The following is a 16703-nucleotide window of genomic DNA, read 5'->3' as shown; positions in this document are numbered from 1 at the left end:
ATATTCCCCCGTATCAAAAAACACATAGGCTATCTTAGCACTATTACAGCTTACTTGCAACGGCTGCCGCTATAGCCGCTCCGACACTGGACCCATCCTTAATCAGCACCGGTTCAATGGCTGCCGCATCTTCCCCTAATATTTCATAGAGGGCCCGCCGGACATTTTCCTGCACATAAGGCATATGCTGATATACTGAACCATCAACGGCAATATGCTGCGGAAGAATTTTGTCATTTCCCGCCAGGTGCCACAAGGTTCCGGCCCAGGTAGCTGCCACCAGCCGAGCCGACCGAACCGTAATGGCCTTCGCCAAACTCTTCACTTTTTCGGTCAGATCATCATCCATTACCCCGATAATATCTGGCAACAGCGTTATTACAGCCGATTTATCTTCCATAATGGCCGACATATCCACAGCAGATAGATTCGGGGATTTGTCCAGCGAAAAAAGCTGCATCAGAAGCTGGTTAAACAACATACCCATATATCGCCCCGATACCATTTTTTCCAACCGCTGCCGCCCCGGCTGTTCTGACCGCTTATCCAGTTCAATATCCCACTGAGTAGGTATTAGCTTGGCAAATCCGCCGGATTCCATATTTAAAATACAGGCCGGCCGGCCCACATCAGGCATCCGTTCCATATAGCAGGTATTATGCCCTGTGGCGTAAATAGAGCCTATTTGCGTATCAGGATAGCGGTAAGCCGCCGCCAGCTGTACGGCCACTGTATCGTTGATAATGGCCACCGGCTTAACATTGCTATAACCTGCTTTCTGCAAGGCTTTCATCAGCAGAGCATTTATGTCCTGCCCCTCCACCCCGGGAACGGCAAATTCCTTGGCCCATTTAATCAATCTGGCTTTATTTATGTCCAACTGCTGGGACCCAAAGGAAAAGGTATGCCCCAGAAAATAGGTAGTTTCCTTATCCCCGGCAATGGCTTCACCGATAATCCGGGTCAAAAAGTCAAAGAGCTCATCACAGGTTGCCTGGGCACAAATCAGGTTATATTCGTCACACACCAGTGTTTTTTCCGCCCGGCGTACCTGCTCATATCGACCATTGCCCAGCAGGCGAATTACTGTGGCCCGCACATTGGTCCCGCCAAAATCCAAGGTGAGAAACTCCCCCGTTTCCGTTCCTTTCGGCAAGCCAATGAAGGATGGCAGCATCTGCAAAGAAGAATACTCCGTGTTTTTTAGACCCTGCTCCATATCCCACCGAAACGCCCGGGCCGCTTCCGTAATATATTCCTTGTCGGCCACAAGGGTCTCCATTATTTCGTTGTATAAGGTTTTGTTAAAATCCACCACTAGCCCCCCATACTAATCAAGAATTTCTACTTCATCATTACTAATTCTCAATTACCCTTTAGGCATTATTTCAATAGAATATCCATCTGGATCGGTGATAAAGTGAATTCCAGCCGGCTCCACTACCCGCTCTACACAACCCATAGTCTGATGGTGCTGCAAAGCATCGGCATAATCGTCCACATAAAAGGACAGATGCACCGGATTATCGCCCAAATTATAGGCCCCGCTGTGGCCTTTACGCAAAGTAAGCTCCAGCTCATAACCGGAGTCTTCGGCATCCACCATATAAATCAAAGTTAGATGGGGCAGTTCTTTCCTGCTTTTAAATTTCAGTCCCAGTGCCGCTTCGTAAAATGCCATGGAACGATCCAAATTCTCCACCGCCAGGCTGGTGTGTGCCATCGTAAATTTCATGTATATCAAATCCCCTTTTTAGACATTGTATCTTCCCAATTCCTAATTCTTAATTCCTAATTCCTCATTATTTCCCCTCGTCGGCTTTTTCTTCCAAATAGGCCCACCGGTCCATCAGCTTTTCCAATTCATCACTTAATCTTTGCTGTTCCGCCGTCAGCTCCCGCAGTTGATCATAATCAGTGGCGTTTTGCTCCATCTGCAGTTCCACTACCTTCAGCTCGCTTTCCTTACTGGCAATCACTGCTTCAATCTCAGCGTATTCTTTGGTTTCCCCAAAGGTCAGGCCCTTGCTGATTCGCTTCACAGGCTTATGTACCGGTTCATTATCGGATGGCTTCACCGACCGTCGCTGTTCTGTCATCCTGCTGGCTTCCTCAGCCGCCATTTTGTCTTTATAGTCGGAATAGCCCCCCATCATTTCCTGCACCTGGCCTGATTCATCAAAATAGAATACTTTTCTGGCCATCCGGTCCGTAAAAAATCGGTCGTGGGACACAAAAATAATCGCTCCATTAAAATCTTCGATGAAATTTTCCAATACCGCCATAGTATCAAGATCCAAGTCATTGGTTGGTTCATCCAAAAGCAACACATTGGGGGATTCCATCAAAATCCGCAAAAGATACAGCCGGCGTTTTTCTCCGCCGGAGAGCCGGGCAATTTCCGTCCATTGCAAATTCGGTGGAAACAAAAACCGTTCCATCAACTGCCCAGCTGACAGCTTGGTGCCATCAGCCATTTCAATATAATGAGCTGCCTCCTGTATGTATTCCTTGGCCCGCAGACGGCCGTCCATCTCAACATTAGTTTGGGCAAAATAACCTATTTTCACCGTTTGACCAATATCCACTGTTCCAGCAGTTGGAGCCAATTTGCCGGCAATGATATTTAAAAGAGTGGACTTGCCGGAGCCATTTCCACCTAAAATACCAATCCGATCATTTCTAAGCACTGTATAGGTGAAATTCTTAAAATAGGTTTTTCCTTCCCATTTATAGGTTACATCGGTCAATTCAATAATTTTTCGTCCCAGACGACTGCCTGCCAAACCGATTTCCAGCTGAGGACGGTCCAGATTAACCTTTTGGTCCCTCACCTGTTCATAGCGCTGTATACGAGCCTTCTGCTTAGTCGACCGGGCTTGAGCCCCCCGCCTAATCCAGGCCAACTCATTTCGCAGAAAATTCTGCCGTTTCCGTTCGCCGGCTTCTTCCCGCTCAATCCGGGCCGCCTTTTGTTCCAGAAACTGGGAATAATTTCCCTCGTAATTATAAGTCTGTCCCTTGTCAAACTCCAAAATGCCGGTGGTAACCCTATCCAAAAAGTAACGGTCGTGGGTAACGGTCAACAGAGCCCCTTTCCAATTGGCCAGATATTCCTCCAGCCAGCCAATGGTCTCACTGTCCAGATGGTTGGTAGGCTCGTCCAAAATCAGTAAATCACAGGGCTGAATAAGGGCCGTAGCCAATGCCATCCGCTTTTGCTGTCCGGCCGACAAGCTGCCTACTTTGGCGGCAAAATCACTCAGTCCCAGATGGTTCAAAATAGTCTTGGCTTCACTTTCCATACTCCAGCCGTTAACACTGTCAATCCGGGCGGAAGCTTCTACCAAAGCCTGCTGAACCCACTCGGACTCATCGCCGGATTCCGATTTGGCCAAGGCCGCCTCATAATCCCGCAAAGCACGCATCAGTGGGGTGTCCCCCTTGAAGACCTCCATCAGCACAGTGTTTTCCATGGCAAAATCCTTGGACTGCTCCAAAAAGCTTATCCGCAAATTCCGCATAGCCACCATACGGCCGGTATCAGCGGTCAGTTTTCCTGCTACGGTCCGCAAAAAGGTGGATTTGCCTGTACCATTCACCCCTACAATACCGATTTTATCATTATCGTTTATATTTAAATTCACATGACTGAACAAGACTTTTTCGCCGTAGCTCTTGCCCAGATCCTCCACTGTTAAAACCAAAGACCTTTTCCTCCAGTATCACTATGCATCCCTAATTCTTCATTCCTCATTTCTCATTTCCGGTTCCTCCGGCAGAGCAATTTCAGGATGCTCCTCCTGCAACGGCTTTTGCAGCTGTACTAAAATTCTGGTAATTCGCAGATTGTCCATTTCCTCCACAAAGAAGTCCACACTGTCGCAGGAGCCTTTCATACCAATCTGTGGTGGGGACTGAATGTTGTTGTACAGCCAACCGCCGATAGTATCAATGTTATCCGCTTCGATTTCCATTTCGAAAATATCGCTGACCTCTTCCAGAAGCAGCATGGCATCAATGGAATAAATCAGCTCAGACCGCCGTTCCACGGCTGGACGCTCCTGGTCAAACTCATCCTGAATTTCGCCCACAATTTCCTCAATAACATCTTCGATGGTTACCATTCCGGCAGTCCCACCATATTCATCCACCACAATGGCCAGCTGAGATCGGTCCCGTTGCATCATCTTCAATAAGGTACTGATTTTCATAGTTTCCGGTACTACCAAAGAATGACGGATTAGCTTTCGAAGCAACGGCCGCCGCCTTTTATACAAAGACTGCATCAAGTCCTTGATGTGCAAAAAGCCTACAATATCATCCTTGTCCTCGCCACAAACCGGATAACGGGTCAGGCGTTCCTCCATGGCCACCTGGATATTTTCTTCAAAGCTGTCCTCCAGATAGAGGCAAATCATATCCGTACGCGGTATCATAATTTCCCGCACATTACGGTCAGCAAAATCAAATACATTATCCACAAAATCCAGCTCGGTCTTGTCGATGTAGCCTTGACGATGGCTTTCCTCCATCAGACGGCGTATCTCATCCTCAGTATGGGCTACTTCCGCACTGTTACCGGAAATATCAATGCCAAAAATGCCGGCTACCCAAACAGCCACCTTATTCAAAACCCACACCGATGGGTACATAATCCGCTGAAAAAACAACAGTGGCAGGGAAACGGCCAACATGACCCGCTCCACCTTTTGAATAGCCACATTCTTCGGTATCAGCTCACCGATAATAATCTGCATAGCCGTGATTATGGCAAAGGAAATCACAAAGGACAAGGTGGTGGCCAATGTACCGCCAATGCCAATCACCTCAAAGGTAGGCATCAGAATTTTGCTCACGGTGGGCTCCCCCAACCAACCAAGGCCCAAAGAAGCCAAGGTTATACCCAGCTGAGTCACAGACAGAGATACATCCACATGCTCCACCAGTGTTTTGGCATAAGCCGCATGACGAATACCGGAATTTATCATGGCATCCAGTCGGGAAAGGCGCATTTTAACAATGGCAAATTCCGCTGCCACAAAAAAACCGTTCAGAGCCACCAGCAGCAATATCAAAGCCAGCTTAAATACTATTTCTGTAATATCCAAATGAATTTCCTCCTAGCTAATCAGGGGCATATTTTTCTCATCATCGAAGGTAGCCGTACACCGAGGATAGTTGGTGCAGCCCCAGAAGGCGCCGTTTCGACCCTTGATTTTCCGCAAATGACCCTCCCGGCACTTTGGACAGAGATATTTATCCTGCGTCAGCGCCTTTGAGTTATCCCCCATATGCTCCAAGGGTGCAGCCGATACGGCCGGCTTATTGGCCTTGTTGGCAAATTTCGTGTGATTATTGGTCGATGTTGCACCGGAGTATGCAGCACTAAAGCTGTCCATCAGTTGGAATTGCTGGTTAAACTCCCGCATTTCCTCCTCACTGATATATGGATTGCCAAAGGGTGATGCCTCAAAATTACTCTTTTTTCCAACTGCCCCAGCCCTTGTCCCGCTGGAATTTCCATAATTGCGGGTGCGGTTTTGCGCCTCCACTAAATCTGGCTGACCATCCTTATCATTACAGGTCATCCGGCATTTAGGAAAAGCCGAACACCCCCAAAAATCACCATTTTTCCCTCGACGCTTCATCAACACCCCGCTTTTACACCGCGGACAGATATGGGTGGTCTGACCAGACTCATCCGTGGCCGCCACCTGAAACCGGGCCCCGTAGGCCTTGCCACACAAGGATGTAGTAAACTCCACCTGCTGAGTGATAAAGTCCTCCAAAGAGCCATCCCCATCCGCCATAGAATGGAGCCGGTCCTCCCAGATAGCTGTAAAATCCGGGTAAGACAGCTCGTCCGGCATGGCATCAATCAGCATATAGGCTGACTGGGTCGGCTGAAGATATTTCTTTTTGCCGGTGGTAATCATAAACTTTCGCTTAATAAGGTCATCAATAATGGTGGCCCGGGTGGCCTCCGTGCCAATACCGTACACATCCTTCAGCTTTTTCTTGGCTTCCGGGTCCTTTACGAATTTGTGAATATCCTTCATGGCCGCCAGCAACGAAGCTGGAGTAAATCGGGTAGGTGGCTTGGTAGCCTTCTGACTCAGCTCCCCTTCCACATATTCCACCTGATCATTCTTCTTCATAGCCGGCAAAGTGCCACTATCCTCTTCATTATTGTCCTGATTATCTGAATTATCTTCCGTCTTATCCTTAGTTTGGGCCGTATAAAGCTCCTTCCAGCCCATATCCACTACGACCCGGCCACTGGCCGAAAACTGCTCATCCTTGTATGCAATCAATACCTTGGTCTGATTGTAGATATGCACCGGATAGAACTGCGCGATAAACGCCTGAGCCACCAGAAAATAAATATTCCGTTCCACAGGACTCAGCTTATCAGCACTGGCCGGTACCCGGGTAGGAATAATAGCATGATGGGCCGAAATCTTCTTGTCGTTCCAGGCCCGGCTCTTTATAGTAGGATCTGCCCCAGCACTCCACTTAGCCAATTTGTTATCCCCAAAAGCCTGCAGATTTTTCAAAATAGCCTGGCTATCCTTAAACTGGTTGGTTGGCAGATACTCACAATCAGAACGGGGATAAGTCGTCAGCTTTTTCTCGTATAATTTCTGGGCCGTGTCCAAAACCTGCTGAGGGTCATAGCCAAACCGTTTCCCAGCCAGCACCTGCAATGACGACAGGGAAAATGGCAGCCGTTGCTGCTCCTGTTTTTTCGTCTTGGTATAATCGGAAATCAGACCATTATGTGGCTGGTCCAAAAATTCCGCCAGCTTGGCATCAGCAATATCCTTATCGATAAGGCGTCCTTCCGAATCAAGCCCCGCCTGGATATCCTTCGGGTTCCAAACGGCAAAAAAATCACCCTTATCGTGATGAAATTTCGCCTTTATGGTGTAATAATCCACCGGATGAAAATTTCCAATCTCCCGTTCGCGGCGTACAACCAAAGCCAAAGTCGGAGTCTTCACCCGACCGATAGGCAGCACCAGGTTACGATGTCCAGCCCGCTGTGCCGCCAGCGTATAAGCCCGGGATAGGTTCATGCCAATAAGCCAGTCCGCCCGGGCTCGGGCCAAGGCTGACTGCTTCAGATTAAAAAATTCACTGTTTTCTCTAAGGGAGTTATTGGCTTCCTTGATGCTCTTTTCATCCAACGCATTGAGCAAAATCCGCTTGACCGGTTTCACATTGCCCACATAATCCAACACCTCATCAATGAGCAGCTGGCCTTCCCGGTCCGGGTCCCCGGCATGTACCAGTTCATCAGCCTGTTCAATAAGCCGTTTTATTATATTGAACTGCTTGATGGCATCATCATCCACCAGCAGTTTCCACTGACTGGGCACAATCGGCAGATCCTCAGCCCGCCAGCTCTTATATTTTTCATCATATTCCTGTGGCTCCGCCTGACGCAAAATATGACCAAACACCCAAGTCACAATCCCTCCGGCCGTTTCCACAAATCCGTCGCCCCGACGGGCCGGTCCCGGCAGGCACTTGGCTATTTCCGCTCCCATACTTGGTTTTTCCGCTATATATAACCGCAATTCTACAACCTCACTAAATCAAGAAAAAATCAACTTATAAACACCTACAATTACAATTATGGTCCACAGCACCAGCAGCACGGTGGCGGCAATGCCCAATATCGGCAAATATTTGCTGTACCGGCCGGCCTTATTCTCCGCTGACTCCACTACTTCCTCCGGCAAAGATTTACGAATAGCGGTCAGAAGAGACGGCACCAGCACCATATCATCCAGCAAACCGGCAAATGGAATATAATCCGGCAATATATCCACCGGACTGACTAAGTATAACAAAACAGCCACTATGGCTACCCGAAACGCCTTCGGGGTCCGACTGTTAATCAAGGCAAATAAGATAACCAGCACATCCTTGCGAACAAGGTTAAATAGGGTAATAAGCCGTTTCATATCTATTTTCCCTTCTGTAATCATTTACTGTAAATTTGATATTAACATCTTATTTTAACACATTTTCACTATACCTTAAAGCATATCCACCACCAGTCTACTATAACAAATATTATATATTTGACACTTTTACTATATCATTTTATAATATCTCATAGAAAAATACTTAGGAGGCCTTGCAAATGAACAAAAAAACTTTCCCAATTTCCCAAGAAAAGCTGGAAGAAATCATAAAAACATATCCAACGCCATTTCACATCTACGATGAAAAGGCCATACGGGCCAACATCCGCCGTTTGTTTAAGGCCTTCAGCTGGGCTCCGGAATTCCGGGAATATTTTGCCGTTAAGGCCACGCCCAATCCCCGTCTTATGCAGCTTTTAGCCGAGGAAGGCACCGGTGCAGACTGCAGTTCCCTGGCCGAGCTGCTGCTGTCTGAAGCCGCCGGCATTACCGGTGAAAAAATAATGCTAACCTCCAACGATACTCCAGCCGACGAGTTTCAAAAGGCGATTGAGCTAGGTGCCATCATTAACCTGGATGATATTACCCATATTGAATATCTGGAAAAACACGCCGGTATGCCGAAGATTATGTCCTTTCGATACAACCCCGGCAATCAGATTGCCGGCAATGACATTATCGGCAAGCCAATGGAAGCCAAATACGGACTAACCCATGAGCAGATTTTGGAGGCCTATAAAATAGCCCAAAGCAAGGGTGTAAAACGGTTTGGACTCCATTGCATGGTTATTTCCAACGAGCTTAGAACCGAAGGCTTTGAGCTTACCGCCTCTATTATGTTTAACCTGGCCAAGGAAATCAAAGAAAAGCTGGGCATTACCCTGGAGTTTGTTAATCTGGGCGGTGGAATCGGCATTCCTTACGAACCAGATCAGGCGGAAGTTAATCTGGAGGAAGTTGGGGAAGGAATCCATCGGCTTTATCAAAAAATTATGGAGCCGGCTGGTCTGGGCAACTGTGCCATCTGCTTCGAATCCGGCCGGGCCATCACCGGGCCATACGGATATCTGGTTTCCACCGCTATCCACGAAAAGCATACCTACAAAAATTACATCGGTCTGGACTCTTGTATGGCCAATCTGATGCGGCCAGCCCTGTACGGTGCTTATCATCATATCACCGTCATAGGCAAGGAGAATGCCCCAAAGGATCATGTTTATGATGTAACCGGATCCTTGTGCGAAAACAACGATAAATTTGCCATTGACCGGCAACTGCCAAAGATTGATATGGGTGACCGGATTGTAATCCACGACACCGGGGCCCACGGCCACTCCATGGGCTTTAACTACAACGGCAAGCTGCGCAGTGCCGAACTGCTGTTAAGGGAGGATGGCAGTGTCGAGCTCATCCGCCGGGCCGAAACCATTGATGATTATTTTGCTACCCTCACCGGTTTTACCGGGTCACTTATAAAATAAAAAATGATATATTCTAATTTTATTATTGCCGTGGAGGCAGTGTTGCCCATCACTATCCTTATTTTGGTGGGACTCTTGGTCAAAAAGATGCATTTTCTGACTCTGGAAGAAATCAAACATATCAATAAAATGGTATTCAAGATTTTTTTCTTCTGCCTCCTGTTTGAAAATATGTATAAGGCTGATTTTGATGTCGTCTTCCAGCCGCGGCTTATGGTCTTTTGTCTGGTGGCCATAATAGCTATTGTTGCCCTTGCAACTATGATAATATGCCCTCTGGTGAAAGATAACCGTCAGCGCGGGGCCATGATTCACGCTATCTACCGTAGCAATTTTATCATCATTGGCCTGCCGGTTGCCGCCAACATTTTTGGCAGTGACAATCTGGCCGTACCATCCATGTTGATAACTGTGGTCATTCCGACCTACAACATCTTGGCGGTATGTGTATTTGAAACCTTCCGGGGATGCACCATACGGCTCAAGCCGGTGCTTATTGGCATCTGTCAAAATCCGATGATTTGGGGCTGCATAGTAGGCAGTATATTGAATCTCTGCCAGATTGATGTACCGGAATCCATTTTAAAACCGGTATATCAGATAGCTGGTGCCACCACACCTTTGGCCCTAATCCTGTTGGGGGCCTCCTTTAATATGTCCGCCGTATTACACAACAAGCTATCCATTGCGCTTTGTACCATGGCGCGCCTGATAATTGTTCCGGCTATAATCCTGCCGATTGCCGTATGGATGGGCTATCGGAACATAGAACTGGTCAGCCTGATAACCATCTTTGCCTCACCATGTGCTGTAGTAGGCTTTACCATGGCCCAGCAAATGGACAGTGACTATGCTTTGGCCAGCAACTGTATCATAGCTACTTCGGCCCTGTCCTGCTTCACTATGATGGGATGGATATTCGCCGGAAAAATGCTATCACTATTTTAAAACGAAATATATGGCAACGCTAAAGGCGGGGAAAAGAGTGAGCTCTTTTCCCCGCCTTTCTAATTGTGTATTTCTACAGCTCCTGCAGAATACCTTCCTTGTCCTGACGCTCCGTAGCGTCCACCAGTCGTTGCCACCGTTCGGCGTCCGACGCCGGAATTTTGTAATCCGCCAATTCCGCAAAAATATCTTTGATGCTATCAAAGTCATTTTCCTCGGCCATGGCCCGGATTTCCTCATAAACGCTTTCCAGCAAATCGGCATCGGCCTCCGGCTTGCCTTCGTCCGCTTCGTCTACCGCAAACACTTCCGTCAACGGTCCCTTAAAGCCTCTATAAGTATCTATAAAGGCAGTATGATGCGCCTTGATATAGTCCACATCCCCCGCCTTACCGGCATTTTCCAGTAGTTGGGCCTCCTCCGCAAAGCCCGTCGCCCCAACAATCCGGGCCGAACTCTTCATTGCGTGCACCTTGATGGTATAATCATGGATATTTTCCTCATTATAAAAGCCATCCAATACCGCCGCATCCTCATCCAAGGATTCATAAAAAATTTTCAGCAATGGCAAATATGCCTCTACATCGCCACTGTTCTTAATACCCGTGGCCAGATCAATCCAATCCTGGTCCTTCAGCGGCAACAATATTTCCGGAACCTCCAGTTCTTCCTCTTCTTCGGCACTATCATCCACTGCCACGGACTTACGGATTTTATCCGGCGGTAAATAGTTTATCAGCATATCCTCCAGCTTGCCAGGATGTACCGGCTTAGTCAGATAATCGTTAAAGCCGGCAGAGATGTACTGTTCCCGGGCCCCTGAAATAGCGTTGGCCGTGAGACATATAGCAACGGTATCCACATTGGAGCCCCCCGTCTGAGCCCTTAATTCATGCAGAGTTTCGATACCATCCTTGCCTGGCATCATATGATCCAGGAAAATAAGATCATACTTCTGACTCTGGGTCATTGCAAGAGCTTCCTCCCCGTTGTCAGCGGTATCAATTATCATCTTGGTCCGTTTCAAAAGACTCTTAAACACCGTAAGATTCATCGGGTTATCATCCACCACCAACACCATGGCCTCCGGTGCTGTAAATTTTTCCCGATACTTCTTATGTTCCTTTAAAAGCATATGAACTGAGGTCCTGTAGTCACCCAAAGGTTCCCACTTGACCACCTTTTGACGCAAATCGAAGAAGAAGGTAGAGCCTTGCCCGTAGACACTTTCCACCTGCAGGGATGTGCCCATCATTTCCAGCAGATTTTTGGTGATGGTCATACCCAGACCAGTGCCTTCTATGTTACGATTGCGTTTCTCCTCGATACGCTCAAATTTGGAAAACAGCTTTTCCATATCCTCCGGCTTAATACCAATCCCCGTATCCTGGACCTTCACATGGAGAATAATACTGTTTTCGTCATCTTCACACCGGTCAAAGCCCACAGAAAAGGTTACACCACCTGTTTCAGTGTATTTGACGGCATTGGTCAAAATGTTGGTAATGACCTGCTTTACCCGCACCTCGTCGCCAAAAAGCTGCTTTGGTACATTCTGGTCAAAGTCCACACTGAAAGCCAGACCTTTATCATCCGCCCGATTGTGAATCATTACCACCATATCGTTAAGCGTGGAGGACAGGTCGTACTCCACCGGTATAATATCGATTTTCCCGGCCTCAATCTTGGAAAAGTCCAAGATATCGTTAATCAACCCCAACAGGGTATTGCTGGCACTTCGAACATTTTCCGCATAGGAAAGGATGTTATCATCCTCACATTCCCGTAAAATCAGCTCGTTCATACCAAGAACCGCATTGATTGGGGTACGAATTTCATGGGACATATTGGAAAGGAACTCGCTCTTGGCATGGGATGCCTGTTCAGCAGCCTCCTTTTCCCGGCGCAGGGAATCCAGCGACGCCCTTCGATATTCCTCCACCCGTTCACTGACCACAAAGGTATGCAACAAGCAAGTGCCCAGCATATAGCCAATGGTATACATCGGTACGAAGAGGAACTCAAGCTGAAGGATAAGGGACACCGCGACAACCAACCCAAAGAGGCAAATAGCCCAATGACGCCTTTTAATGGCTCCTTTTAATCTGAGAGTTGCATTAAAGGTATAGGCAGATGACAGCAGGAACATCACTATTTGGAAAATAAGCTGCCCGTATCGAGCCGGGCAGGCATGATATTCCCCAGCCTCATCAAACCAGAACAAAACCGGGGTAAAGATGCTGGCAATCGATGCCACAGCAATGCCCACGAAAAAAATACGCCCAGACCAAGTAAGGAGCCGGCTGTAAATATTATCATCAGCCAGATAAGCTACCACATACCTGGTCCAGTTCAATATGCCGGACGCCATAACTATGTAGTATAGCACCACATTTGCAATGAGCAGCGTAGTAAGATGGAGCTCATAAAGAACTCCCCATAGCATATCGGAAATATAATAGGCCATAACGGCATATAAAAACTGCTTGTAGATTTTTCTGGCCGGAATATTATAGCCTTTGCTGCTGTTAAACATAATGTCATAATTGACTATTAACAGAATCATTATCGCCAGCAAAGCAATTAAAGCTAAATACCACATAGAGAATGCTCCTCTCTACTATTTCACCCCACACTAACGGGTGCTAAGGCTCCTTCCGCTAAGGTGGGAGTCAAGCACCCGTAAAGCACTGGATTTATTCGGCTAAATTAAATAGGCACATAAACCACCACTGAACAAATGTCATCTTACAGCTTTTCACGCAAGCTTTCCAGCAGCTTGCTCTTGGTGGTAGATTTCAATACATAACCATCTGGCTTCAATGCCATAACCCGCTCTACGCCTTCCCGGGTACCTACTCCTGTCAGAAAAATCACTGGGATATTCCTGGTAGCCGGTTCCTGACGCAGCATTTGGAAAACCTGTGGTCCATCCACAACCGGCATCTCATAATCAAGCAAAATAAGGTCAACCGGGGTTTGCAGCAAAAAGGTAATGGCCTTCATCCCAGATGTAACACTGTAAATCTGATAATCATCCTTCATCCATTCCTTGATCATTCGGGCAAAGGATGGATCATCATCAACTACAAGGATTTTCTTCTTCCCCTTGCCATGAATCGCACTAAGCACCGACTGCTCCAATTCATTCATCTTCACTGGCCGGTCCAGCCAAACCATGGAATCCACCCGTACATTATGTTGTATCAGCCAAGGCCGGTCCTTCTTTTCTCCAATCAGCATCATATTGGTACCGCTATTCCAAATCTGTTCCTGTATAAAATCCAGCGTTTCAACCTCTTTCTGGTCATCAGCGATGTCACCAGGCAGGTAGATGATAAATAACAGGGCCGTATCCGCCATGTCCTTCAATCTGCCATAATCTTCGGCAACCACCACAACATTATAACCACATTCAGCCAGTTTTCGCTCAATAGCCTTTGCTACCACACTATATTTATATACAACCAGGACAATACTTAAATCCCATTCCATATCTATGCGCCCCCTAATCTATAAATCAATTTTATTCACTTACACACAAAAAACCTATAAGAGCATTATTCTATCATAACACCTAAAAATCCTGCTTTAGACTGGGAAAAGCGCATGTCAAAATTTCATATGCCCCATTACTAGTTTTCGTAAATTTCTCCGTGGCACTCGTAATTTCTTATTTCCTTAACCTTGTTGTCCCCATCCAGCATTACCACCCGGGGCTTATACTGTACTGCCTCGTTTTCCTCCATAAAGGCATAAGCCATAATAATGACCACATCCCCCGGCTGGGCCCAGCGGGCAGCAGATCCGTTCAAACAAATCACGCCCGATCCCGGTTCTCCCGGAATAACATAGGTCTCCAATCGGGCACCATTATTGTTGTTGACCACCTGTACCCGTTCGTTTTCATAAATCCCGGCGGCCTTCATCAAATCCGAGTCAATAGTGATACTGCCCATATATTTCAGATTAGCCTGGGTCACAGTAGCACAGTGCAGTTTGGCTTTAAGCATATTAAGCATCATCTTCTTAGCCCTCCAAAATCACATTGTCAATAAGTCTGGTTTTTCCGATTTTCACCGCAATGGCCATAATATCGCCAGCTTGGGCTGTTTCGATCTCCGCCAGGGCCGGGAAGGAATATATCTCCACATAATCAATGACCGCCAACGGTTCCTTATTTATTTCATCCTTTATGATCTGCTTTAGGGTCTCAACCTGGACAGTCCCCTTTTTAAAGGCTGTAGCGGCCAAATTCAGACTGCGGGACAGCACCAATGCCGCTTCCTTTTCCTGAGGAGACAAGTATGCATTACGGGAGCTTCTGGCCAAGCCATTCTCCTCACGGACTATTGGCACCATATGGATTTCCACCGGTATGGCCAAATCCTCCACAAACCGTCTGATAACACAGACCTGTTGAGCATCCTTCTGCCCGAAAAAGGCCTTATCTGCCCGGGCAAGATTTATCAATTTGGTAACTACCGTAGCCACTCCGCGAAAATGTCCCGGTCGCTGGCCTCCGCACAGCTTTTTGGTAAATTCTCCCTCCACATTTACATAAGTGCAAAATCCTTCCGGATACATTTCACTTGGCTCCGGATGGAACACCGCATCTACGCCAACACCTTCCAGCTTGGCACAATCCTGCTCAAACTGGCGAGGGTACGCATCAAAATCTTCATTTGGACCAAACTGCACCGGGTTGACAAATACTGAGGCAATTACCACATCAGTATTTTTCTTGGCCTCCCGCATAAGGGTCAAATGACCCTCATGCAACGCTCCCATAGTTGGCACCAGACCAATAGTTTTACCGGCCTGTTTCTGTGCCAATGCAAAATTCTTGATTTCGTCCTGTGTTCTTAATACTTTCATTTTTCTTCCCCTACTTATGCTAATTCCGGCACAGAGTCAGCCTCATCCGCCTCACTGTGCTTTGCGAAAAAATTTGCCAAAATCGCCCCTGATACATTGTGCCACACGCTGAAAATTGCCCCAGGAATGGCGGCCACCGGGTCAAAATACATTACAGCCAGCGAAGCCGCCATACCGGAATTCTGCATCCCAACCTCAATGGATACCGTGCGGCTTTTGGTTTCATCCAGTCGGAAGGCCTTGGCCAAAAGATAACCCAGCAAAAGGCCAAAACTGTTGTGGCAGATAACCACAGCAAACATCAAAAGGCCCACATCCAAAAGCTTTGCTGCGCTAAGAGAAACCACACCACCAACCGTCAGAACCACCGTTACAGCGGAAAGCACCGGCATAAACGGATTGATTTTACGGGAAAAGTCATCAAAGAAATGATGTACAGCCAAGCCCAACAGAACTGGCAGCAAGACCATTTTTACAATAGACATCATCATAGCTGAAACCGACACATCAATAACCGCATCAGCCAGCAAATAAGTCAAGATTGGAGTAACCAATGGGGCCAGCAGGGTTGAGGTAGCAGACATAGACACGGACAAGGCTACATCACCTCTTGCCAAAAAGGCAATTACATTGGAAGCAGTGCCCCCTGGACAGGTTCCCACCAAAATAACGCCAATAGCAATCTCCGGTGGCAGGGCAAAGGCCTTTACCAGCCCAAAAGCCACCGCCGGCATGATAAGGAACTGGGCAAACACGCCAATAAATATCCCCTTTGGATTACGGAGAATATTTTTAAAATCATCCACCGTCAGGGTCATCCCCATACCAAACATAATGATTCCCAAAAGCAGGGGAATATGTGGCCCAACCCAAGTCAACGCCTCTGGCTGCCACACGGCAAATACACCAATAAGAAACACCATCAAACTCATATTGCTTACCAGAAAATCGCAAGCTCCTTTTACTGCTTTCAAAAAAGCACCTCCCTAAGAAATTTGACCAAGGGACCCAAAAATTATCAATATAAAAGCCTCCTTATCCCTGGAGATAACGAGGCACATAAACACAATAACCGCAAGCTCATAAAGCTATCGGCATCATCCGTCTCAGTCACAAGGATCTAAGCGAAAAAGTATTTTATTGAATTGAATAATTTATAGAGTATGGCTCCATCACGGATGCCATCCCTTGTCTGTGGACAATGATAGCACAAACATTGTGGAATAACAAGACTTAACCTTTCCGTTGCAGTTAACAAAAGTAGTTGACAAGGGGATTATTAAATGGTAATATATCACTGTTGCACAGCACGGTTGTGCAATAAATGTGCCGAAGTGGCGGAATTGGCAGACGCAGCAGACTCAAAATCTGCCGTATGCAAATACGTGCCGGTTCGAGTCCGGCCTTCGGCACCACTTGAAAATAAAGGCTTCCGAGATTTCGGAAGCCTTTTCTT

13 protein-coding genes and 1 tRNA gene are annotated in these 16703 nt (G+C 47.1%); 3 read left to right on the top strand and 11 right to left on the bottom strand.

Translation table 11 applies throughout. The features are described 5' to 3' along the window. Window positions 1-43: 43 nt before the first annotated feature. The 6 genes from QZV24_RS04205 to QZV24_RS04180 all read right to left on the bottom strand — a co-directional run bounded on the left by QZV24_RS04205 (window position 44) and on the right by QZV24_RS04180 (window position 7976). Window positions 44-1315 carry a hexokinase gene (locus QZV24_RS04205; RefSeq protein ID WP_294520557.1) on the bottom strand — a complete coding sequence of 424 codons (1272 nt, stop codon included), beginning with the start codon at window positions 1313-1315 and terminating at the stop codon, window positions 44-46. 54 nt (window positions 1316-1369) lie between these two features. Then, a complete protein-coding gene (locus QZV24_RS04200; protein WP_294520554.1) occupies window positions 1370-1735 on the bottom strand; it encodes a VOC family protein in 366 nt (121 codons plus the stop codon). A gap of 67 nt (window positions 1736-1802) precedes the next feature. Continuing rightward, entirely contained in the window at window positions 1803-3707 is a 1905-nt protein-coding gene (locus QZV24_RS04195; protein ID WP_294520553.1) for an ABC-F family ATP-binding cassette domain-containing protein, read from the bottom strand. A 39-nt stretch (window positions 3708-3746) separates the two neighbouring features. Then, window positions 3747-5111, bottom strand: coding sequence for a hemolysin family protein (locus tag QZV24_RS04190; RefSeq protein ID WP_294520551.1), 1365 nt, complete (start codon window positions 5109-5111; stop codon window positions 3747-3749). A gap of 12 nt (window positions 5112-5123) precedes the next feature. After that, complete coding sequence (locus QZV24_RS04185) at window positions 5124-7586, bottom strand: DNA topoisomerase 3 (protein WP_294520549.1); 2463 nt, start codon at window positions 7584-7586, stop codon at window positions 5124-5126. An 18-nt stretch (window positions 7587-7604) separates the two neighbouring features. Beyond that, on the bottom strand, window positions 7605-7976 hold the full coding sequence (locus QZV24_RS04180; RefSeq protein ID WP_294520547.1) for a YkvA family protein: 372 nt from the start codon (window positions 7974-7976) through the stop codon (window positions 7605-7607). Between the two features lie 182 nt (window positions 7977-8158). On the opposite strand from QZV24_RS04180, the gene lysA reads away from it, so the two are divergent. Next, window positions 8159-9421 carry a diaminopimelate decarboxylase gene (gene lysA / locus QZV24_RS04175; RefSeq protein ID WP_294520544.1) on the top strand — a complete coding sequence of 421 codons (1263 nt, stop codon included), beginning with the start codon at window positions 8159-8161 and terminating at the stop codon, window positions 9419-9421. 3 nt (window positions 9422-9424) lie between these two features. Beyond that, window positions 9425-10369 carry an AEC family transporter gene (locus QZV24_RS04170; RefSeq protein WP_294520541.1) on the top strand — a complete coding sequence of 315 codons (945 nt, stop codon included), beginning with the start codon at window positions 9425-9427 and terminating at the stop codon, window positions 10367-10369. A gap of 73 nt (window positions 10370-10442) precedes the next feature. Here the strand turns inward: QZV24_RS04170 and QZV24_RS04165 are convergent, their stop codons facing one another. The 5 genes from QZV24_RS04165 to QZV24_RS04145 form a co-directional block, all read right to left on the bottom strand. Then, entirely contained in the window at window positions 10443-12971 is a 2529-nt protein-coding gene (locus tag QZV24_RS04165; protein WP_294520539.1) for a response regulator, read from the bottom strand. A gap of 146 nt (window positions 12972-13117) precedes the next feature. Next, the gene (locus QZV24_RS04160; RefSeq protein WP_290656457.1) at window positions 13118-13864 is read right to left on the bottom strand and encodes a response regulator; all 747 of its coding nucleotides are present in this window, start codon (window positions 13862-13864) and stop codon (window positions 13118-13120) included. A 140-nt stretch (window positions 13865-14004) separates the two neighbouring features. Then, window positions 14005-14394: an aspartate 1-decarboxylase gene (gene panD, locus QZV24_RS04155; RefSeq protein ID WP_294520535.1), complete on the bottom strand. Its 390-nt coding sequence runs from the start codon at window positions 14392-14394 to the stop codon at window positions 14005-14007. A gap of 4 nt (window positions 14395-14398) precedes the next feature. Beyond that, the gene (panC, locus tag QZV24_RS04150; RefSeq protein ID WP_294520532.1) at window positions 14399-15247 is read right to left on the bottom strand and encodes a pantoate--beta-alanine ligase; all 849 of its coding nucleotides are present in this window, start codon (window positions 15245-15247) and stop codon (window positions 14399-14401) included. Between the two features lie 14 nt (window positions 15248-15261). Continuing rightward, window positions 15262-16221 carry a bile acid:sodium symporter family protein gene (locus QZV24_RS04145; RefSeq protein WP_294520527.1) on the bottom strand — a complete coding sequence of 320 codons (960 nt, stop codon included), beginning with the start codon at window positions 16219-16221 and terminating at the stop codon, window positions 15262-15264. A 354-nt stretch (window positions 16222-16575) separates the two neighbouring features. Here QZV24_RS04145 and QZV24_RS04140 point away from each other — a divergent pair. Continuing rightward, window positions 16576-16662: transfer RNA gene (locus QZV24_RS04140), tRNA-Leu, on the top strand. Window positions 16663-16703: the final 41 nt, after the last annotated feature.

Origin of the sequence: uncultured Anaerovibrio sp. (genome assembly GCA_902786545.1) — a bacterium.
GTDB lineage: Bacteria > Bacillota > Negativicutes > Selenomonadales > Selenomonadaceae > Anaerovibrio.
The sequence above is the reverse complement of the archived record's forward strand: the minus strand, read 5'-3'. Positions and strand labels throughout refer to the sequence as shown.